Origin of the sequence: Streptomyces sp. NPDC050211 (genome assembly GCF_040656035.1) — a bacterium.
GTDB lineage: Bacteria > Actinomycetota > Actinomycetes > Streptomycetales > Streptomycetaceae > Streptomyces.
The window spans coordinates 1-20289 of sequence record NZ_JBFALC010000008.1; the positions used below are offsets into that span (position 1 = coordinate 1).

Consider the following 20289-nt stretch of genomic DNA (forward strand, 5'->3'; position numbering starts at 1 on the left):
CCGCTGCCGCGCCCGCCCAGCCCCCCGCCGCCCCCGCGCAGCCCGCCGCCGCCCCGACCAAGCCCGAGGACGCCCGATGAGCACGCCCCAGCCCCCGACGCAGCAGGCCGCGCCCGCGTGGCAGGCTGCCCCCGGTTCGCCGTACCCGACGTACACCTCGCCGATCCCCGTGGTCCGGACGCACCTCGGGCACGCCCTCGCCTCGGAGTGGACCAAGATCCGGTCGGTGCGCTCCACGATGTGGACGCTGGGCGTGTTCGTGCTGCTCGTCGTCGGCATCGGGCTGGCGGCCGGCGCACTGGTCGCCGCCAACTCGTCCGAGGCCGGTCTGGGCGACGAGAACCCGCTGGCCCTGGGCTTCTTCGGACTGCTTCTCGGCGTCATGTGCATCATCACCCTCGGCGTGATGACGACGGCCTCGGAGTACGGCACGGGCATGATCCGTACGACGATGACCGCGTGCCCCTCGCGCGGGCGGGTGATGGCGGCGAAGGCGATCGTGTTCTTCACCGTGGCGTTCGTGGTGACGCTGGTGGCGACCACGTTCGTGGCCGTCGCCCAGGTGGGCATGGTGACCGACGCGCGGGATCCGTCCAGCGGAGAATGGCTGAAGGGCACGCTCGGTGTGTCCCTCTACGTCGCGCTGCTCGGGCTGCTCTCGCTCATCATCGGCTCGATCATCCGGCATTCGGCCGGCGCCATCACCGTCATGATCGGCGTCGTGCTGGCCCCGCTGGTCATCGCGCTGTTCATGTTCTCGGAGTCGCTGCGGGAGCTGCAGGAAGCCCTGTTCGAGTACTCGATCCCGAACCAGCTCAGCGCCTTCTACTCCAACTCCCTCACCGAGACCGGCCCGTCCGGCTGGGACCCGCTGTGGATCGCCCTCGGCGTGACGGCCGTGGCCTTCGTCGGCGCCTACGCCCTGCTGGAGCAGCGGGACGTCTGAGTCCCGTCAGAAGCGTCCGTCAGAACTTCGGCGCGTTCCTGGACCGCTGCACCCGTGTGGTGCGGCGGTCCTTCGCGTTCCAGCAGGCCTTGTGCCAGTGGCGGCGGTCGTCGACGCCCGAGTGGTCCGGCCAGGCGACGACGTGCGGGACACCGGAGGGGATCAGCTGGTCACAGCCGGGGCAGCGGTACATCTTGCCCTGCGCACTGGCCCCCGCCACGTGCCGCACGTTCCACTCCTCGCCCCGCCAGCTCTCCCTCGACTCCCAGCCGCCGTACCGGCCCGACCGGTCGTCCTCGGCGCTCCGGCCGGACGACTCACTGCCCTTGGGTCGGTTGCGACGCGGGGACACAGAACACCTCACGGGGCTATACAGGAAGCACGGGCCATAAACAGCCTACGCGGCGCAGTCAGGGGTACGCGTAGAGCGCCAATCACCGCAAGTCCCCCTCCAGGCCCGTCCCTTCCCGACCCCCTTCCGATCCCCTACCGATCTCTACTCGACCCGTTTCTTGATCCGTTCTCCAGACAATCCGCAAATCTCTTCGCCAAGCCGTGTCCTCGGCACGTGTCAGACGGTTATGCCCGGTGGGGGAGCTCCGTGTCGGAGCCAAGGAAGCAGGAAAAGCAATGCGCGTAGGAAGTTTCGTGTTGGCGGCCCAGTTCCCGGGCCAGGGCCAGGGGGAGGCGCTGCACCGCGCGGTCCGCTCGGCCGAGGTGGCGGAGGAGGCGGGGCTCGACGCGGTATGGCTGGCCGAGCACCACTTCGTGCCGTACGGCACCTGCCCTTCGGCGATCACGCTGGCCGCGTTACTGCTCGGCCGCACCCGCCGCCTCAGGGTCGGTACGGCGGTCAGCGTGCTGCCCACCGTCCACCCCGTCGCCCTCGGCGAGCAGGCCGCGCTGCTGCACATGACGAGCGGCGGGCGCTTCTCGCTGGGCGTCGGGCGCGGCGGGCCCTGGGTCGACCTGGAGGTGTTCGGCTCGGGTCTGGAGGCGTACGAGAAGGCGTACCCGGAATCACTCGATCTGCTGTTGCGCTGGCTCAGCGAACCCTCGGTGGCGGCGGACGGGGACCGCTTCGCCTTCCGTGAAGTGGCCGTCGTCCCCAGGCCGTCGGAGTCCCTGACCGGCGCCCCGGGCCCCGAGGTCGTCCTCGCGTGCACCTCACCGGCGAGCGTGCGGCTGGCCGCCGAGCGCGGGCTGCCGATGCTGCTCGGGATGCATGTCGGGGACGAGGAGAAGGCCGAGATGATCGCCCTGTGGCGGGGGCACGCGCGCGCGTGCGGGCGGCCGGCGGACGAGATCCTCGGCGCGGCCCATGTCTCCGCCGGCATCTGCCAGATCGCCGACCGGCGTACCGAAGCGGTGGAGACGCTGCTGAAGGCGATGCCGGGCTGGCTGAAGCAGGGCCTGGACGCCCATGTCACGGTCGACGGCCGACCGCGGCAGATGCGCGACCCGCTGGCCTACACCGAACTCCTCTGCGGACTGCACCCGGTGGGCACCCCGCGGCTGTGCGCCGACCGCCTCGCGGCGACCAGTGAGCGGACCGGTATCACCCGCTTCGCACTGCTCGTCGAAGGCTCGGGCGACCTCGCGGCCACCGAGGAGAACGTCCGTCGGCTCGGTGCCGAAGTGCTCCCGCACCTCGGGTGAACGGGCCTGCCCGGCGGGGAGCTTGCCGCTCCAGTACTGAATGCACCTCCCGCGTACGGAGCGGCAAGCAAAGCGGCTCGCTCCTCAGCAGTCCCGGAACTCCGGTGACTGATTGAGCAGCTGACTGCGGACCGAGGTGAAGCGGGCCAGCTTCTCGTCGACCGATGAGTCGAGCGGGAACACGGCCACCCGGTGGCAGTTCTGGAAAGCCAGCCGGACACCGAAGTGCCGTTGCAGCGCGCCGCGGATCGCGTCACTGGCAAGCGCACGCAGCAGCTGGCCGCGTGCCTGCTCGTCCGGCGGGGGCGTCTGGTTGTCGGCGAACGCACCGCCGTCCACCTTCAGCTGGGCCACCAGGGAGCTGATCATCTCCCACGCGTAGGGCAGGGAGGTCCGGACGCAGTCGACGAATTCTGCTTCGTCGACCTCGCCTCGCTCGGCCTGTTCGAGTAGGGCCGGTGAGACGTCGAGCGACATGGGTTCTCCTCTCGCACCCCCGGATCACAGGGGTTGCCGGACAGGGCAGGGAGTTCGCGATACCGAACACGCTGAGTACACACACCGCGACCTCCCGTTTAATACGGTAAGCAACGTACGGTGACGGCACCAGCAGATTGCGTACATGGAGCGGTCTCAATAGGCGCACAATCGGCCACAAACGAACAGGGGGTTACCCGGGCGAATCGCGTGCACCCGCGCCCGTCGAGTAGCGTTGCCGACCATGCGTCTCGTCATCGCCCGGTGCTCCGTCGACTACGCGGGCCGGCTCACCGCTCATCTCCCCTCGGCGCCCCGCCTGATCCTGGTGAAGGCGGACGGCAGCGTCTCGATTCACGCGGACGACCGGGCCTACAAGCCTCTGAACTGGATGTCGCCACCCTGCACCCTGAAGGAGGGCGAGGGCGACGACGAAGGCGTCTGGACCGTCATCAACAAGGCGGGCGAGAAGCTCATCATCACCATGGAGGAGGTCCTGCATGACTCCTCGCACGAACTGGGCGTGGATCCCGGCCTGATCAAGGACGGCGTGGAAGCACACCTCCAGGAACTGCTCGCCGACCGCATCGACACCCTCGGCGAGGGCTACACCCTGATCCGCCGCGAGTACATGACGGCCATCGGCCCCGTCGACATCCTCTGCCGCGACGCCGACGGCCAGACCGTCGCGGTCGAGATCAAGCGGCGCGGCGAGATCGACGGCGTGGAACAGCTCACCCGCTACCTGGAACTCCTCAACCGCGACCCCCATCTCGCCCCGGTCCGCGGCATCTTCGCCGCCCAGGAGATCAAGCCCCAGGCCCGCGTCCTCGCCACCGACCGCGGCATCGGCTGCCAGGTCCTGGACTACGACGCGATGCGAGGCATCGAGGACGACAAACTGCGGCTGTTCTAAGGGTTTCTACGACGACGAGGGCCGGGTCCGTGTGAAACGGACCCGGCCCTTTTTGTGCTGCGCGGGACGTCAGATGCCGTCGACCGAACTACTGGGGCTGCTTGCCTCGCTGGTTTCCGGGGCGCTGGCCGAGCTGGTGGTCTCGGCAGGGCCGCTGGCGGAGTTGGAGGTGGGCGGGGTTTCGGACGGCGGGGTCACGGACGGGGTCACCGACGGGGTTTCGGACGGCGTCTGAGACGGAGTCTGAGACGGCGGCTTCGAAGACGTAGGCGGCTTCGTCGTAGGCGTGTCCGACGGCGTCTTCGTCGGCGACGGCGACGTGTTGCCGCCGCCTCCCGGGTTCTTCGTCCCGCTCGGGTCGTCCGAAGGCTCGTCCGTGTCCGTCGGTGTCGGGTCGTCGGACGTGCCGTACGTACCGTCCGGGCCCGGGTCGGTCGGGCTGCTGGTCGCCGCGCCGACGTCACCGGAGTCTTCGTTGTCGTCGCCGTCGTCCGCCTTGTCGGCGCCGAGGCTGTCGTCGCCGGTGCCCTGGCTGGCGGACGGGTTGGGGCCGACCTCGTTGGACGGGGTGGTCGGGTCGTTGTCGGACGTGGCGCCGAGGGTCACCACCGTGCCGAGGACGGCCGCGAGGAGGGCGCCCGCGCCGGCGGCCACGAGGTTGCGCCGGGCGAGGCCACGGAGGCCGCCGCGGCCCTTGTGCGCCGCGGGGCCGGATGTGGAGCGGTGGGTGACGAGCGTCGCGGGGTCGGAGGCGGGCGGCTGGAGCGGAGGGAACGCCGCCGGGGTGCCGCCGGGCGGTGACTGCGACTCCTCGTAGCGGGCGTCCGGCACCTCCTCCCCGGCCGTGGCGGCGACACCGATCGGCGTGCCGGAGCGGTCCGCGACCAGGGCGAGGGCGCGGCGTCCCGCAACGGTGCCGCGCTTGTCGGCGACCGCTCCGCGCAGGCCGATGGAGGCCTCCAGCTCGGCGCGGGCCCGGTCGAGCTGTCCCGCGCAGAGTGCGATGACGCCCAACTCGTGGTGGAAGTAGGCCTGTTCGGACACCTCGCCGGTGAGCCGGGAGGCCTCGGAGCCGTAGCGCAGGGCCCGCTCCCAGGCGCTCCAGTGCAGCCCCGCGGCGAACGCGGGCGCGGCCGTGCGGGCCAGCTGCACGGTGACGCTCTCCTCCCCCTCCGCCGGGGGTGTGGTCACCGGCGCGAGGACGCCGAGGGCGGCGAGCACGGCGTCCGCCTCGGCGCACACCCGCTCCGGGGTGACCGAGGGATGTCCGGCCCACCAGGCGTAGTGCTGGGCGGCGGTGAGGGCGCGGGCCGGTACGTCGTCGCCGTAGCCGACGGCCTCCAACTGCGTCTGCACCCCGGCGGCCAGCCGGTAGCGGGAGCCGAGCGGGGAGACCAGCGCGCAGCTCAGCAGCTCGCCGAGGGCGGCGTCCGCGTGGGTGTCGCCGACCAGGGCGGGCAGATGCGCCTGGTGCGGCACCTCGCCGCCGAGCGCGACGGCGAACCGCAGGGTGGCCCGCGCCGATTCGCTCAGCCGGGAGGCGAGCAGCGCGGCGGGCGCGGCTCCCTCGGCGAGCGACGGCAGCGGTACGTCGTGACCGTCGCCGGCCTCGAAGGGCGCGTCAACCGGGGCGTCCTGGAAGACACCGAACTCGTCGAAGGCGTCGGCGCTGGACCGCAGCCGGTCGCGCTGGCGCAGCAGGGCACCGGCCTGGACGAAGCGCAGCGGCAGCCCCTCGGACTCGAACCAGAGGTCGCCGGCCCAGTTCGCCTCGTCCTCGGTGAGCACGCGGCCGACGGCCTGCTCGAGCAGTTCCACCCCGCCCGCACGGTCGAGGCCGCTGAGGAAGACCTCTTCGACGGCCGAGTCGGCGGAGGGCGCGGGCACGTCCGGGGTGGCGCCGATCAGGAAGGCGCACTCCGGGGTCGCGTCCAGCAGTTCGTCGAGCGCGGCACCGCCGAACTCGATGTCGTCCAGGACGACGACCGCGCCGATCTCCCGGAGGAGTTCGCGCAGTTCGTCCCGGTCGGGTCGGTGCAGCGGCGCGTTGTAGACGGCGTAGAAGAGGTCGTGGAGCAGGTCGCTCGACGTGCGGTGGTTGCCGTTGAGGCGGACGACGCCGTCGGGGGCGAGGTCCGCGCAGTCCTCGGCGACCACGTCGAGGAGGGCGGTGCGGCCGGAGCCGGCGGCGCCGGTGAGCCGTACGGAGCGGCCGCGGGCGAGCAGCCGTACGAGCCGCTCGCGTTCCTCCTGGCGGGCCAGCAGCGGCAGTGCGGGCCGGCTGGGACCGGGCGGTACGGGCGGCTTGGCCGCGCGGTCCACCTCGGCACGCTCGGCCGCCGTGAACTTGGCGGGCCGTCCCGGCCGCTCGCCCGGCGGGCAGGCCTCGATCTCGCTGCCGTCGACGGGATTGACGGTGAGCAGGAAGTCGCCCGACACGAGTTGCACGGTGCGGGCGAGTGCGGGTGAGTGCTGTCCGAAGTCTGGTGAGAGGGATTCCCTGGGCTGGCGCTGGGGCGGCGTGTCGCCTCCCCCACTCTCGAATTCGCTCGAGCGGGAGGTACCCCCATCGTCGCGGCCGTACTCCTCGGGTCCCCGGTTGTTCGAGTCCATAGGTTCCAAGCCCCCCAAAAGCGTCGTGTGCCGGCACCGGCCCCTCCCGGCCTGTTGCACACCGCGCTGTCGCTTCTGGTCCGGGCCCGCTCGAAGGGATGTCTGGCAGCGGGCGACCGAACCCTAAACCTTCGCACAGTATCTACGACAGCCCGGGGTACCGCGCCGTCCGAGACGTCGCAGTCTCGTGAGGATTGTGCGCGTCGTACGTGTCCCAATCGCAACGTCCGACCCGCTGCGTCCCACTCGCGCCGGGTGTCACACGCGGGGCAGCGACTCCACCCCGATGCCGCCCTCGATCGCCAGGATCCGGTGCAGCCGGGTCGCCACCAGCAGGCGCTGCATCTGCGGCGGTACGTCGCGCAGCACCAGGCGCCGGCCGCAGCGGCCGGCCCGTCGGTGGGCCCCCATGATCACACCGAGTCCGGTGGCGTCCCAGGAGTCCAGCTCGGACAGGTCCAGTACCAGATCGCCGACTCCGTCGTCGACGGCCGAGTGCAGGACCGTACGGGCGTCCGCCGCGCTGCGGACGTCGAGGCGGCCCCCGACGACCAGCTCGGCGTGGTCGCCCCTGATGAACATATGCGCTCCCCGTGGTGCGTCTGATGTCTCCGCGTGGTGATGCCCGGTGATGCAACCTCTGACTGCGAGAAGCGGTCGGAGGTTGCCATCTGTAAGCGAACCGATACCGAATTCACCCCACGGAGTGATGCTCCAGGGGCATGTGCGGTTTCAGTGCTTGTAGAAGCCCTGCCCGCTCTTGCGCCCGATGTCACCGGCGTCAACCATCCGGCGCATCAGCTCGGGCGGAGCGAACTTCTCGTCCTGGGACTCGGTGTAGATGTTGCTGGTGGCGTGCAGCAGGATGTCGACGCCCGTCAGGTCGGCGGTGGCCAGCGGTCCCATCGCGTGGCCGAAGCCCAGCTTGCAGGCGAGGTCGATGTCCTCGGCGGTCGCGACGCCCGACTCGTACAACTTCGCGGCCTCGACGACGAGGGCGGAGATGAGACGGGTGGTCACGAACCCGGCGACGTCCCGGTTGACGACGATGCAGGTCTTGCCGACGGACTCGGCGAACTCCCGCGCGGTGGCGAGGGTTTCGTCGCTCGTCTTGTACCCGCGGACCAGCTCGCACAGCTGCATCATCGGTACCGGCGAGAAGAAGTGCGTACCGACGACCCGCTCCGGGCGCTCCGTCACGGCCGCGATCTTGGTGATCGGGATGGCGGAGGTGTTGGAGGCGAGGACAGCATCGTCCTTCACCAGCTTGTCGAGCGCACGGAAGATCTCGTGCTTGACTTCCAGCTTCTCGAAGACGGCCTCGACGACGATGTCCGCGTCGGCGGCGGCGTCCAGATCGGTGGTCGCGGTGATCCGGGCGAGGGCCGCGTCGGCGTCGTGCGCCTCCAGCTTGCCCTTGCTCACGAACTTGTCGTACGACGCCTTGATCCCGTCGGTGCCCCGCTTCAGCGCCTCATCGGTGACGTCGCGCAGAACGACGTCCCAGCCCGCCTGCGCGGAGACCTGGGCGATACCGGAACCCATCAATCCGGCGCCGATGACGGCAAGCTTCCGTGCCACTGTGCGACTCCCCTTTGAATACTCACAGCCTCTTTATTTATGCCTCTCGGGCGGACCTTAGCGGCAGTGAGGGCACTGTGTGATCGGTTAGTAACGCGCGTCACGTGTCTACTGACGCACATCACACCGTGGATTACCGCCGACATGTAACTACGCTGGCCATATGGTCAATCTGACGCGCATTTACACCAGGACCGGCGACCAGGGCACCACCGCCCTCGGTGACATGAGCCGGGTCGCCAAGACGGATCTGCGGATCTCGGCGTACGCGGACGCCAATGAGGCGAATGCCGTGATCGGGACGGCGATCGCGCTGGGCGGTCTGGACGAGGAGATCGTCAAGGTCCTCACCCGCGTGCAGAACGACCTGTTCGACGTGGGGGCGGACCTGTCGACACCGGTGGTGGAAAAGCCCGAGTTCCCGCCGCTCAGGGTCGAGCAGTTCTACATCGACAAGCTGGAGGCGGACTGCGACCGCTTCAACGAGCGGCTGGAGAAGCTGCGGTCCTTCATCCTCCCCGGCGGTACCCCGGGCGCGGCCCTGCTCCACCAGGCCTGCACGGTCGTACGGCGGGCGGAGCGGTCGACGTGGGCCGCGCTGGAGGTGCACGGAGAGGTGATGAACCCGCTGACCGCGACCTACCTCAACCGGCTATCGGACCTGCTCTTCATCCTTGCCCGGACGGCCAACAAGGCCGTCGGGGACGTGCTGTGGGTCCCGGGCGGGGAGCGCTGACGCCGGTTCCTTCCGGGGCCAGACCGTGTAGGACAGGGCGATCAGGCCGTAGATGCCGATCGTGCGCACGGCCACCCACTGGAAGCTGCGCAGGGAGCTGACGTCCCCGGAGTCGCCGACGTACCAGACGGCGAGTTGGAGGAGCGCCAGGGCCACCGCGCCGCCGAACACCGCTCGCAGCCACAGCTTCGCCTCGTGCCGGGCGCGGGCGCGGCCGTAGCGCGGCGGCTTCGGCGGGGGCGGGCCGCCGCCCAGGCGATGGGCGGCGTGGCCGTCGAGCCAGCGGATCGTGTAGTGGCCGAACGCGACGGTGTAGCCGATGTAGAGCGCCGCCAGGCCGTGTTCCCAGCTGGGTTCGGCGCCGTTCTTCAGGTCGATCGCCGTCGCGATGAACAGGACCACCTCCAGCACGGGCTCGCACAGCAACAGCACCACGCTCGTACGGCGCCACTTCAGCAGATAGCGGACGGCCAGGCCCAGGGCGAGGAGCACCCAGAACCCGACCTCACAGGCGATGATCAACGCGACGACCACGGCTCACTCCCTTCGGTCACCCTTCAAGGCTCGCGGCGGGCGAGGGCCGTTTCGTCGTCGTCGGTGACGAACTCCCCGTACATCGAAAGATGCAGTGCCGGACCGTTCCCGGGGATCAGGCGCCGGAGCGCGGCGCCGTGTTGGATAGAGTCATGGCCGCCCCGCTCCCCCGCCCGCACCCGGACGACGTGCGCATCGCCTGCGCCGGTCTGCTCGGCGGGCTGCTGCTCTGGGGCGTGGGCCTCGGCGTCCGGGGGCCCAGGGATCCGATCATCCTCTGGGACGGACGCTGGCCCATCCTGGTGCCGCTCGTCGTGATGGCGGGCTGCGAGCTGCTGCGCCGCACCTGTCCCCGTACGAGCCTGCTGATCGGCGTCGCCGCACTCACCGTCGACACCATCACCCAGGGCAACCTGGTCACCTGGGTGATGTTCACGGACCTGGTCTACGCGGCCGTCCTGTACAGCCCACCCGTCGCCGCCCGCCGCGTGCTGTGGACCACCGGCGTGATGACAGTGGTCGGGACAGTGGTGCCCCTCGCTGCCTGGCGCAAGCCGGAGGCGCTGCTGGTCGGCGTGGTCGTCGGCCTGGTGGCGTACACCCCCGCGGCCACCGGCTGGATCGTCCGCAACCACCGCGACGCCGCCGAGGCCGCCCGGCTGCGTGCCGAGCAGACCGCGCTGCTCGCCGAGATGGACCGCACCCAGGCGGTCACCGCCGAGCGTGCCCGGATGGCCCGTGAGCTGCACGACATGGTCGCCAACCATCTCTCCGCGATCGCCATCCACTCCACCGCCGCGCTCTCCCTGGACGACCCGAAGACCACCCAGGACGCCCTGGCCGTGATCCGCGAGAACAGCGTCGAGGGGCTCGCCGAGATGCGGCGGCTGATCGGCATCCTGCGCGACGACAGCGGCGACCTGGAACCCGCCGCGGCCCCGACGCTCGACGGGCTCGGCGCGCTGGTCGAGGGCGCCCGCGCCAACGGCCTCGACGTCGGCCTCGACACCGAGCACGCCGACTCCCTCCCCGCCCCGGTGGAGCTGGCGGCGTACCGCATCGTCCAGGAGTGCCTGACCAACGCCCTCAAGCACGCAGGGCCCGGCCGGGTCACGGTCACCCTGAAGCAGCGGGACGGCTCGCTGGCGATCGGCGTGATCAGCTCGTACGGCCGTCAGGACGGCCCCCGTGCCCCCGGCTCCGGCGCCGGACTCGTCGGCATGCGGGAGCGGACGGCCCTGCTGGGCGGCACGTTCGAGGCGGGCCCCGAGGACTCCGCGGACGGCAAGATCTGGGCCGTACGCGTCACGCTCCCCGTCACCGACCATCCGCAAGGAGACCCCGAATGATCCGTGTGCTCGTCGCCGAGGACCAGTCCGCCGTGCGTGCCGGTCTCGTCCTCATCCTGCGCAGCGCGTCCGACATCGAGGTGGTCGGCGAGGCGGCGGACGGCGAGCAGGCGGTGGCGCGGGCCCGTGAACTGCGGCCGGATCTGGTGCTGATGGACGTTCAGATGCCGCGCCTGGACGGGGTGTCGGCGACCCGGCAGGTCGTGGCGGAGGGGCTGGCGGATGTGCTGGTCCTGACCACCTTCGACCTCGACGAGTATGTCTTCGGAGCGCTGCGGGCGGGCGCGTCCGGCTTCCTGCTCAAGAACACCGACGCCAAGGATCTGCTGGAAGCGGTACGGACGGTCGCGCGCGGCGAGGGCATCGTCGCCCCGGCCGTCACCCGGCGCCTGATCGCCGAGTTCGCCGCCCGCCCCGCACGGGAGCCGAAGCCCGAACCGGCGGCGCTGGACACACTCACCCGGCGCGAGCGCGAGGTACTGTCCTGTCTCGGCGAGGGACTGTCGAACGCCGAGATCGCCGACCGCCTCGACATGGCGGAGGCGACCGTGAAGACGCACGTCAGCAGGCTGCTGGGGAAGCTGGAGCTGCGCAGCCGGGTGCAAGCGGCGGTGCTGGCGCAGGAGTTGGGGATCTAGCGGAACCGGGCCGCCGGGCAGGAGCCGCGCACGAGCCGTTCAAGAGCAACTGGTCTGGACCTATTGACCTGTGGTCCAGACCTTTCTATTCTCGCGGCACCGTGGGCGTGAAGGCTCAGTCCCGCCCCCAACACCCCCTGAGGAGGCGCACGATGCGCTTCAGACACAGAGTCGTGGCAGGGTTCGCGACCCTGCTGCTCCCTCTCGCCGGACTGGTCGGCCTCGCCAGTCCGGCCCAGGCGGCCACCTCCGCCACCGCCACCTACGCCAAGACCCAGGACTGGGGCACCGGCTTCGAGGGCAAGTGGACCGTCAAGAACACCGGCGACACCACCATCAACTCCTGGACCGTCGAGTGGGACTTCCCCTCCGGCACGTCCGTCACCTCGGCCTGGGACGCCGACGTCACCTCCTCCGGCACCCACTGGACCGCCAAGAACAAGTCCTGGAACGGCACCCTCTCCCCCGGCGCCTCCATCTCCTTCGGCTTCAACGGCACCGGCTCCGGCGCCCCCGCCAACTGCAAGCTGAACGGCGGCAGTTGTGACGGCGGCCCCACGGTCCCCGGCGACAAACCGCCGTCCGCCCCCGGCACCCCGACCGCCTCCGACATCACCAACACCTCGGTGAGACTGAGCTGGAGCGCGGCCACCGACGACAAGGGCATCAAGAACTACGACGTCCTGCGCGGCGGCACCAAGGTCGCGACGGTGACCTCGACGTCGTACACCGACACCGGCCTGAGCGCCGGCACCGACTACTCCTACACCGTCCAGGCCCGTGACACCGCCGACCAGACCGGCCCGGTCTCCGGCGCCCGCGCGGTCCGCACCACGGGCGGCACCACCGAACCCCCGCCGACCGGCGACAAGGTCAAGCTCGGCTACTTCACCGAGTGGGGTGTCTACGGCCGCAACTACCACGTCAAGAACCTGGTGACCTCGGGTTCGGCGTCGAAGATCACGCACATCAACTACGCCTTCGGCAACGTCAAGAACGGCCAGTGCACCGTCGACGACACCTACGCCGCCTACGACAAGGCCTACACCGCCGACCAGTCCGTCAGCGGCACCGCCGACACCTGGGACCAGCCGCTGCGCGGCAACTTCAACCAGCTCCGCCAGCTCAAGACCAAGTACCCGCACATCAAGGTGCTGTACTCCTTCGGCGGCTGGACCTACTCCGGCGGCTTCGGCCAGGCCGCACAGAACCCGGCCGCGTTCGCCAAGTCCTGCAAGGCCGTCGTGGAGGACCCGCGCTGGGCCGACGTCTTCGACGGCATCGACATGGACTGGGAGTACCCGAACGCCTGCGGCCTGACCTGCGACACCAGCGGACCGGCGGCCTTCAAGAACCTCATGTCGGCGCTGCGCACGGAGTTCGGCTCCAACTATCTCGTCACCGCCGCCATCACCGGCGACGGCTCCTCCGGCGGCAAGCTCGACGTGGCCGACTACGGCGGCGCCGCGGCCTCGCTCGACTGGTACAACGTGATGACGTACGACTACTTCGGCGCCTTCGACGCGGACGGCCCGACCGCTCCGCACTCGCCCCTGACCTCGTACTCCGGCATCCCGGCCGCGGGCTTCAACTCCGCCGACGCGATCGCCAAGCTCAAGGCCAAGGGCGTCCCCTCAGCCAAGCTGCTCCTCGGCATCGGCTTCTACGGCCGCGGCTGGACCGGCGTCACCCAGTCCGCCCCCGGCGGCACGGCGACCGGCGCGGCCCCCGGCACGTACGAGGCGGGCATCGAGGACTACAAGGTGCTCAAGAACTCCTGCCCCGCAACCGGCACCATCGCCGGCACCGCCTACGCGCACTGTGGGAACAACTGGTGGTCCTACGACACCCCGTCGACGATCGCCGGAAAGATGACCTGGGCCAAGAACCAGGGCCTCGGCGGCGCGTTCTTCTGGGAATTCAGCGGTGACACCAGCAATGGCGAGCTGCTGACCTCGATCAACAACGGGCTGAAGTAGACCACCCGTTAAGCAACATTGACGCGCTGACCGGGCGGGGCTGCCTCAAGCCACGCGAGGAAACCGGTCAGCGCGTCTTCGCTCATCGCGAGTTCCAGGCGCGTGCCCCGGTGCAGACAGGTGAGGATCACCGCGTCGGAGAGCAGCGCCAGCTCCTCCTCGCCCTCGGGAAGACGGCGGCCGGCCACCTCGATCGCGGCGCGCTCCAGGATGCGGCGGGGGCGGTAGGCGTACGAGAAGACGCGGTACCACTCGACGCGGTCGCCGTTGTAGCGGGCGACGCCGTAGCTCCAGCCCTTGCCGCTGGTGTCGGTCTTCTCCGGGACGTCCCAGCGCAGGGAGCAGTCGAAGGTGCCGCCGGAGCGCTGGATGAGCCTGCGGCGCAGGCCGAAGACGAACAGCCCCACGACCACGAGGGCGACGACAATTCCGCACACAGTCAGAGCGAGGACCATCGGCACCGACCTCCTCGTCTCCTCGGTAACGGAATGGAAAAAACACCCATATTCGCCTCAGCCGCGGCTGGTACCGGATCGCTCCGGTTCCAGCCGCGGCTGAGTGACGTCATCACACGGTGAGCGGTATCAGCTCGCCGCCGCCGCACGCAGTCGTACGTCTGCGCGCCGCTCGGCGGTGGCATCGCCCTCCGCCTTCGCGCGTTCGAGCTCTCGCTCGGCGCGCTGGACATCGATCTCGTCCGACAGCTCGGCGATCTCGGCCAGCAACGACAGCTTGTTGTCCGCGAACGAGATGAAACCGCCGTGCACCGCGGCGACGACCGTCCCGCCATCACTCGTACGGATGGTCACCGGGCCCGACTCCAGCACACCGAGCAGCGGCTGGTGACCGGGCATGACGCCGATGTCGCCGGACGTGGTGCGCGCGACGACCAGGGTGGCCTCGCCGGACCAGACCTCTCGGTCGGCCGCGACCAGCGCGACGTGCAGCTCAGCAGCCAAGGGTGGCTCCTCGGGTCACCACCCGGCTCTCTCGCCGGGTGTTGGATACAAGTCTAGTGGGCGTGACTGAGGGGGCGGGACGTGCCCGCCCCCTCGGTCAAGAGCGCGAGCTCAGGAGACGCCCAGCTCCTTCGCGTTCTTGCGCAGGTCCTCGAGACCACCGCACATGAAGAACGCCTGCTCCGGGAAGTGGTCGTACTCACCGTCGCAGATCGAGTTGAACGCGGCGATCGACTCCTCCAGCGGCACGTCCGAACCGTCCACGCCGGTGAACTGCTTGGCGGCGTGGGTGTTCTGGGACAGGAAGCGCTCCACGCGACGGGCACGGTGGACGACGAGCTTGTCCTCCTCGCCCAGCTCGTCGATACCGAGGATCGCGATGATGTCCTGGAGGTCCTTGTACTTCTGCAGGATCGTCTTGACGCGCATGGCGGCGTCGTAGTGGTCCTGCGCGATGTACCGCGGGTCCAGGATGCGGGACGTGGAGTCCAGCGGGTCCACGGCCGGGTAGATGCCCTTCTCGGAGATCGGACGGGAAAGAACCGTCGTCGCGTCGAGGTGGGCGAACGTGGTGGCCGGGGCCGGGTCGGTCAGGTCGTCCGCGGGGACGTAGATCGCCTGCATCGAGGTGATCGAGTGACCACGCGTCGAGGTGATCCGCTCCTGGAGCTGACCCATCTCGTCCGCCAGGTTCGGCTGGTAACCCACCGCGGACGGCATACGGCCGAGCAGGGTGGACACCTCGGAACCGGCCTGGGTGAAGCGGAAGATGTTGTCGATGAAGAACAGCACGTCCTGCTTCTGCACATCGCGGAAGTACTCCGCCATGGTCAGACCGGCCAGGGCCACGCGCAGACGGGTGCCCGGGGGCTCGTCCATCTGACCGAAGACCAGCGCGGTCTTGTCCAGAACGCCGGACTCTTCCATCTCCGCGATGAGGTCGTTGCCCTCACGGGTGCGCTCACCGACGCCCGCGAAGACGGAGACGCCCTCGTGGAGGTTGGCGACACGCATGATCATTTCCTGGATCAGCACGGTCTTGCCGACACCGGCACCACCGAACAGACCGATCTTGCCGCCCTTGACGTACGGGGTCAGCAGGTCGACGACCTTCAGGCCGGTCTCGAACATCTCGGTCTTGGACTCGAGCTGGTCGAAGGCGGGGGCCTTGCGGTGGATGGACCAGCGCTCGCCCTCGTACTGCTCGTCGGTGTTCAGCACCTCACCGAGGGTGTTGAACACCTTGCCCTTGGTGAAGTCGCCGACCGGGACGGTGATGCCCTTGCCCGTGTCGGTCACCGGGGCCTGGCGGACCAGGCCGTCGGTGGGCTGCATGGAGATGGCGCGGACCAGGCCGTCGCCCAGGTGCTGGGCGACCTCGAGGGTCAGCAGCTTCTTCTCGCCGGCGTTCGCCGGGTCGGAGACCTCGACGTGGAGGGCGTTGTAGATCTCCGGCATCGCGTCGACGGGGAACTCCACGTCGACGACCGGGCCGATGACCCGGGCGACGCGGCCCGTAGCCGTCGCGGTCTCAACAGTGGTGGTCATTAGTAGTCACTCCCCGCGGTCGCGTCGGCCAGGGCGCTCGCGCCTCCGACGATCTCGCTGATTTCCTGGGTGATTTCGGCCTGGCGGGCCTGGTTGGCAAGCCGGGTGAGGTTCTCGATGAGATCGCCGGCGTTGTCGGTGGCCGACTTCATCGCGCGCCGCGTGGCGGCGTGCTTCGAAGCGGCCGACTGGAGCAGCGCGTTGTAGATACGGCTTTCCACGTACCGCGGCAGCAGGGCGTCGAGGACGTCCTCCGCCGAGGGCTCGAAGTCGTACAGGGGGAGGATCTCGCCCTTCGGCGCCTCCTGTGCGACCTCTTCGAGGCTGAGCGGCAGCAGGCGCGCGTCCTGCGCCGTCTGCGTCATCATCGACACGAACTCGGTGTAGACGATGTGGAGCTCGTCCACGCCGCCCTCGGCCGTCTCCGTCTCGATGGCCTCGATCAGCGGAGCCGCGACCTTCTTGGCGTCCGCGTACGACGGCTGGTCCGTGAACCCGGTCCACGACTCCGTGATCTTGCGCTCACGGAAGTTGTAGTGGGCGACACCGCGCCGGCCGACGATGTAGACGTCGACCTGCTTGCCCTCGCGCTCCAGGCGCTCGGTCAGCTGCTCCGCAGCCTTGATGGCGTTGGAGTTGAAGGCACCGGCGAGACCACGGTCGCTCGTCAGGAGCAGCACCGCGGACCGGGTGACCGTGTCGGCCTGGGTGGTCAGCGGGTGCTTGGTGTTCGAGCCGGTACCGACCGCCGTGACCGCGCGGGTCAGTTCCCGCGCGTACGGCGTGGATGCCGCCACCTTGCGCTGCGCCTTGACGACGCGCGAGGCGGCGATCATCTCCATCGCCTTGGTGATCTTCTTGGTCGCGGTGACGGATCGGATGCGACGCTTGTAGACCCGGAGCTGGGCTCCCATGAGTCAGGTCCCTTCCTTACGTCACTTGGAGACGCTGACGGCCGATTCCTCGCCGAGCAGCTTGCCGTCCGAGGTCTCGAACTGCTTCTTGAACTCCGCCACCCCGTCGGCCAGGGCCTGCAGCGTGTCGTCGGACATCTTGCCGCCCTCTCGGATGGAGGTGAGCAGGCCCTGCTCCTTGCGGTGCAGGTACTCCAGCAGCTCCTTCTCGAAGCGGCGGATGTCGTTCACCGGCACCTCGTCCATCTTGCCGGTGGTGCCGGCCCAGATGGAGACGACCTGGTCCTCGGTGGCCATCGGCTGGTACTGCGGCTGCTTGAGCAGCTCGACCATGCGCTGACCGCGCTCCAGCTGCGCCTTCGACGCGGCGTCCAGGTCGGAACCGAAGGCGGCGAACGCCTCCAGCTCACGGAACTGGGCGAGGTCCACGCGCAGACGGCCGGAGACCTGGCGGATCGCCTTGTGCTGGGCGGAGCCACCGACTCGGGAGACCGAGATACCGACGTTCAGAGCCGGACGCTGACCGGCGTTGAACAGGTCGGACTCCAGGAAGCACTGGCCGTCGGTGATGGAGATGACGTTGGTCGGGATGAACGCCGAGACGTCGTTGGCCTTCGTCTCGACGATCGGCAGACCGGTCATCGAACCGGCGCCCATCTCGTCGGAGAGCTTCGCGCAGCGCTCCAGCAGACGGGAGTGCAGGTAGAAGACGTCACCCGGGTAGGCCTCACGGCCCGGCGGGCGGCGCAGCAGCAGGGACACGGCGCGGTAGGCGTCGGCCTGCTTGGAGAGGTCGTCGAAGATGATCAGGACGTGCTTGCCCTGGTACATCCAGTGCTGGCCGATGGCCGAACCGGTGTACGGCGCCAGGTACTTGAAGCCGGCCGGGTCGGACGCCGGGGCGGCGACGATGGTCGTGTACTCCAGCGCGCCGGCCTCTTCGAGGGCACCACGCACGGAGGCGATGGTCGAACCCTTCTGACCGATGGCGACGTAGATGCAGCGGACCTGCTTGTTCGGGTCGCCGGAGCGCCAGTTGTCGCGCTGGTTGATGATCGTGTCGACGGCCAGAGCGGTCTTGCCGGTCTGCCGGTCGCCGATGATCAGCTGACGCTGACCACGGCCGATCGGGGTCATCGTGTCGACGGCCTTGTAGCCGGTCTCCATCGGCTCGTGCACCGACTTACGGACCATGACGCCCGGGGCCTGCAGCTCGAGGGCGCGGCGGCTGTCGGTCTCGATCTCGCCGAGGCCGTCGATCGGGGCGCCGAGCGGGTCGACGACGCGGCCGAGGTAGCCCTCGCCGACGGCCACGGACAGGACCTCGCCGGTACGGGAGACCGGCTGGCCCTCCTCGATACCGCTGAACTCACCGAGGACGATGGCGCCGATCTCGCGCTCTTCCAGGTTGAGCGCGAGGCCGAGGGTGCCGTCCTCGAACTTCAGCAGTTCGTTGGCCATGGCCGAGGGAAGACCCTCGACCTTCGCGATGCCGTCGCCGGCAAGGGTGACCGTACCGACCTCCTCGCGCGAGGCCGCGTCCGGCTTGTACGACTGGACAAACGTCTCCAGCGCGTCCCGGATCTCCTCCGGCCGGATCGTGAGCTCCGCCATCTGGGTTCCCTGCTCTCCTTGTTGGGCCCGAAGTTTCAACTTGGGGGTCTGGGGGCGACCCCCAGGAATCCTCTGCACGGCCCAACCGGGCCGTAGGTACACGTACTGCTTATGAAGTTGCTGCTAGCTCGCCAGGCGGCGGCCGGCGTCCTCGATGCGGTCCGCGATCGAGCCGTTGATGACCTCGTCACCGACCTGCACCCGGATCCCGCCGAGGACCTCGGGGTCCACGTCCAGGTTGAGGTGCATCGGACGGCCGTAGAGCTTCGCCAGGGCGTCGCCCAGGCGCCGCTTCTGCCCGTCGCTCAGCGGTACCGCCGAGGTGACCACGGCCACCATCCGGTCGCGGCGCTCGGCGGCGAGCTTGGAGAGGGACTCCAGTCCCGCTTCCAGGCTACGTCCCCGCGGCACGGTCACAAGGCGCGTCACCAGACGCTCGGTGGTCGCGGCGGACCGGCCACCGAGCAGGCTGCGCAGCAGCTCGCTCTTGGCGGAGGTCGTCGCGGACCGGTTGGTGAGCGCGGCGCGCAGCTCGGTGTTGGAGGAGATGATCCGGCCGAACCGGAACAGCTCGTCCTCGACGTCGTCGAGCGTGCCCGCCTTCTGGGCGGCGGTGAAGTCGGCGACGTTGGCCAGCTCCTCCAGTGCGTCCACCAGGTCGCGCGACTGCGACCAGCGGGAGCGCACCATGCCGGACAGCAGGTCGGCGACCTCGCCGCTGACCTGGCCGCCGATGAGGCGCTGGGCCAGGTCGGCCTTGGCCTCGCCGGACTGCGCCGGGTCGGTCAGGACCCGACGCAGCGACACCTCGCGGTGCAGCAGCGCGGTGAGGGAGGCCAGCTCGTCGGCGAGCGAGCCGGCGTTCACGGACGTGTTGTCCGTCAGCGCGTCGAGACGCTCGCGTGCGGCTGCCAGGGCCTCGCGGCTCGCTCCGTTCATCGGGTGGCCTCGGCCTTCTCCTCGAGCTCGTCGAGGAAGCGGTCGATCACACGGCTCTGCCGGGCGTGGTCCTCGAGGGACTCGCCGACGAGCTTGCCGGCCAGGTCGGTGGCGATCTTGCCGACGTCCTGGCGCAGCGCCGACGAGGCGGCCTTGCGGTCGGCCTCGATCTGGGCGTGACCGGCGGCGATGATCTCCTCACGCTGCCGCTGGCCCTCCGCGCGCATCTCGGCGATGAGCGTGGCGCCCTGCTCCTGCGCCTCCTGGCGCAGTCGCGCGGCCTCGTGCCGGGCCTCGGCGAGCTGGGCCTTGTACTGCTCAAGGACGCTCTGGGCCTCGGTCTGCGCGGCCTCGGCCTTTTCGATACCGCCCTCGATGGCCTCGCGACGCTCTTCCAGAACCTTGTTGATGGTCGGGAGGAGCTTCTTGGCGAGGAAGCCGAAGACGATGACGAAAGCGATGAGGCCGATGACAACTTCCGGCCACGGCGGGATGAGGGGGTTCTCCTTCTCACCCTCAGCCGCCAGCAAAACCAGGGCGGAGTTCACATCAGTGCCTTTCGTCGACAGGGTCGGTCGTCAGCGCTCGTCTTAGTAGACGAACGGCATGACGAGACCGATCAGGGCGAGCGCCTCACAGAAGGCGAAGCCGAGGATCTGGTTGGCGCGGATCAGACCGGCCGCCTCGGGCTGGCGGGCGAGGGCCTGGGTGCCGTTACCGAAGATGATGCCAACGCCGACGCCGGGGCCGATGGCCGCAAGACCGTAACCGACGGAACCGAGGTCACCGGTGACAGCAGCAAGGTTGGACATGCCAGTTCTTCCTTCTCTTTACGGACCGGTGGGGGTTGGCCACCGGACGGCTATGGGGGTGTTGCGGGGCGGTGC

21 protein-coding genes are annotated in these 20289 nt (G+C 69.6%); 7 read left to right on the forward strand and 14 right to left on the reverse strand.

Translation table 11 applies throughout. The features are described from left to right. Positions 1-76: 76 nt before the first annotated feature. On the forward strand, positions 77-946 hold the full coding sequence (locus AB0I98_RS10585) for an ABC transporter permease subunit (RefSeq protein ID WP_362938364.1): 870 nt from the start codon (positions 77-79) through the stop codon (positions 944-946). Positions 947-965: 19 nt separating this feature from the next. Here the strand turns inward: AB0I98_RS10585 and AB0I98_RS10590 are convergent, their stop codons facing one another. Next, positions 966-1298 carry an ATP/GTP-binding protein gene (locus tag AB0I98_RS10590; protein WP_362938367.1) on the reverse strand — a complete coding sequence of 111 codons (333 nt, stop codon included), beginning with the start codon at positions 1296-1298 and terminating at the stop codon, positions 966-968. A gap of 278 nt (positions 1299-1576) precedes the next feature. Between AB0I98_RS10590 and AB0I98_RS10595 the strand changes: the two genes are divergently transcribed. Beyond that, positions 1577-2605, forward strand: a complete 1029-nt coding sequence (locus AB0I98_RS10595) for an LLM class flavin-dependent oxidoreductase (RefSeq protein WP_362938370.1) — start codon at positions 1577-1579, stop codon at positions 2603-2605. An 84-nt stretch (positions 2606-2689) separates the two neighbouring features. Here AB0I98_RS10595 and AB0I98_RS10600 read toward each other — a convergent pair whose 3' ends face one another. Next, entirely contained in the window at positions 2690-3082 is a 393-nt protein-coding gene (locus AB0I98_RS10600) for an SCO5389 family protein (protein WP_210572627.1), read from the reverse strand. A gap of 244 nt (positions 3083-3326) precedes the next feature. Here AB0I98_RS10600 and nucS point away from each other — a divergent pair, with 244 nt between their 5' ends. Further along, entirely contained in the window at positions 3327-3998 is a 672-nt protein-coding gene (nucS, locus tag AB0I98_RS10605) for an endonuclease NucS (RefSeq protein ID WP_210572626.1), read from the forward strand. A gap of 69 nt (positions 3999-4067) precedes the next feature. Here nucS and AB0I98_RS10610 read toward each other — a convergent pair whose 3' ends face one another. From AB0I98_RS10610 to AB0I98_RS10620, 3 genes are all read right to left on the reverse strand, one after another. After that, positions 4068-6611 carry an ATP-binding protein gene (locus AB0I98_RS10610; RefSeq protein WP_362938373.1) on the reverse strand — a complete coding sequence of 848 codons (2544 nt, stop codon included), beginning with the start codon at positions 6609-6611 and terminating at the stop codon, positions 4068-4070. 258 nt (positions 6612-6869) lie between these two features. Further along, entirely contained in the window at positions 6870-7193 is a 324-nt protein-coding gene (locus AB0I98_RS10615) for an STAS domain-containing protein (RefSeq protein WP_155060612.1), read from the reverse strand. A 150-nt stretch (positions 7194-7343) separates the two neighbouring features. Further along, positions 7344-8192 carry a 3-hydroxyacyl-CoA dehydrogenase family protein gene (locus AB0I98_RS10620; protein ID WP_301984318.1) on the reverse strand — a complete coding sequence of 283 codons (849 nt, stop codon included), beginning with the start codon at positions 8190-8192 and terminating at the stop codon, positions 7344-7346. A gap of 163 nt (positions 8193-8355) precedes the next feature. Between AB0I98_RS10620 and AB0I98_RS10625 the strand changes: the two genes are divergently transcribed. Next, positions 8356-8928: a cob(I)yrinic acid a,c-diamide adenosyltransferase gene (locus AB0I98_RS10625; RefSeq protein ID WP_362938376.1), complete on the forward strand. Its 573-nt coding sequence runs from the start codon at positions 8356-8358 to the stop codon at positions 8926-8928. On the opposite strand, the gene AB0I98_RS10630 is transcribed toward AB0I98_RS10625, so the two are convergent. After that, a complete protein-coding gene (locus AB0I98_RS10630; protein ID WP_362938379.1) occupies positions 8845-9462 on the reverse strand; it encodes a hypothetical protein in 618 nt (205 codons plus the stop codon). The two genes, AB0I98_RS10625 and AB0I98_RS10630, sit on opposite strands and share 84 nt — an antisense overlap. 152 nt (positions 9463-9614) lie before the next feature. Between AB0I98_RS10630 and AB0I98_RS10635 the strand changes: the two genes are divergently transcribed. The 3 genes from AB0I98_RS10635 to AB0I98_RS10645 all read left to right on the forward strand — a co-directional run bounded on the left by AB0I98_RS10635 (position 9615) and on the right by AB0I98_RS10645 (position 13428). Beyond that, complete coding sequence (locus AB0I98_RS10635; RefSeq protein ID WP_362938382.1) at positions 9615-10811, forward strand: histidine kinase; 1197 nt, start codon at positions 9615-9617, stop codon at positions 10809-10811. Further along, the gene (locus AB0I98_RS10640; RefSeq protein WP_362938385.1) at positions 10808-11449 is read left to right on the forward strand and encodes a response regulator transcription factor; all 642 of its coding nucleotides are present in this window, start codon (positions 10808-10810) and stop codon (positions 11447-11449) included. The genes AB0I98_RS10635 and AB0I98_RS10640 overlap by 4 nt, the downstream gene beginning before the upstream one ends. 152 nt (positions 11450-11601) lie before the next feature. Then, positions 11602-13428: a glycoside hydrolase family 18 chitinase gene (locus tag AB0I98_RS10645; RefSeq protein ID WP_362938388.1), complete on the forward strand. Its 1827-nt coding sequence runs from the start codon at positions 11602-11604 to the stop codon at positions 13426-13428. An 8-nt stretch (positions 13429-13436) separates the two neighbouring features. Here the strand turns inward: AB0I98_RS10645 and AB0I98_RS10650 are convergent, their stop codons facing one another. The 8 genes from AB0I98_RS10650 to atpE form a co-directional block, all read right to left on the reverse strand. Beyond that, a complete protein-coding gene (locus tag AB0I98_RS10650) occupies positions 13437-13883 on the reverse strand; it encodes a DUF2550 domain-containing protein (RefSeq protein ID WP_301984312.1) in 447 nt (148 codons plus the stop codon). Between the two features lie 129 nt (positions 13884-14012). Further along, entirely contained in the window at positions 14013-14387 is a 375-nt protein-coding gene (locus AB0I98_RS10655) for a F0F1 ATP synthase subunit epsilon (protein WP_189942660.1), read from the reverse strand. Positions 14388-14498: 111 nt separating this feature from the next. Then, positions 14499-15935 (reverse strand): F0F1 ATP synthase subunit beta, encoded by a 1437-nt coding sequence (gene atpD / locus AB0I98_RS10660; protein WP_362938391.1) that lies wholly within the window; start codon positions 15933-15935, stop codon positions 14499-14501. Continuing rightward, the gene (locus AB0I98_RS10665; RefSeq protein WP_362938394.1) at positions 15935-16849 is read right to left on the reverse strand and encodes a F0F1 ATP synthase subunit gamma; all 915 of its coding nucleotides are present in this window, start codon (positions 16847-16849) and stop codon (positions 15935-15937) included. Before AB0I98_RS10665 ends, atpD begins: the two co-directional genes overlap by 1 nt. A gap of 21 nt (positions 16850-16870) precedes the next feature. Then, on the reverse strand, positions 16871-18463 hold the full coding sequence (gene atpA / locus AB0I98_RS10670; RefSeq protein WP_362938397.1) for a F0F1 ATP synthase subunit alpha: 1593 nt from the start codon (positions 18461-18463) through the stop codon (positions 16871-16873). A gap of 123 nt (positions 18464-18586) precedes the next feature. Next, positions 18587-19402, reverse strand: a complete 816-nt coding sequence (locus AB0I98_RS10675) for a F0F1 ATP synthase subunit delta (RefSeq protein ID WP_362938400.1) — start codon at positions 19400-19402, stop codon at positions 18587-18589. Beyond that, the gene (locus AB0I98_RS10680; RefSeq protein WP_328356878.1) at positions 19399-19950 is read right to left on the reverse strand and encodes a F0F1 ATP synthase subunit B; all 552 of its coding nucleotides are present in this window, start codon (positions 19948-19950) and stop codon (positions 19399-19401) included. Before AB0I98_RS10680 ends, AB0I98_RS10675 begins: the two co-directional genes overlap by 4 nt. A 42-nt stretch (positions 19951-19992) precedes the next feature. After that, the gene (gene atpE, locus AB0I98_RS10685; protein ID WP_004925497.1) at positions 19993-20214 is read right to left on the reverse strand and encodes an ATP synthase F0 subunit C; all 222 of its coding nucleotides are present in this window, start codon (positions 20212-20214) and stop codon (positions 19993-19995) included. Between the last annotated feature and the right edge of the window lie 75 nt (positions 20215-20289).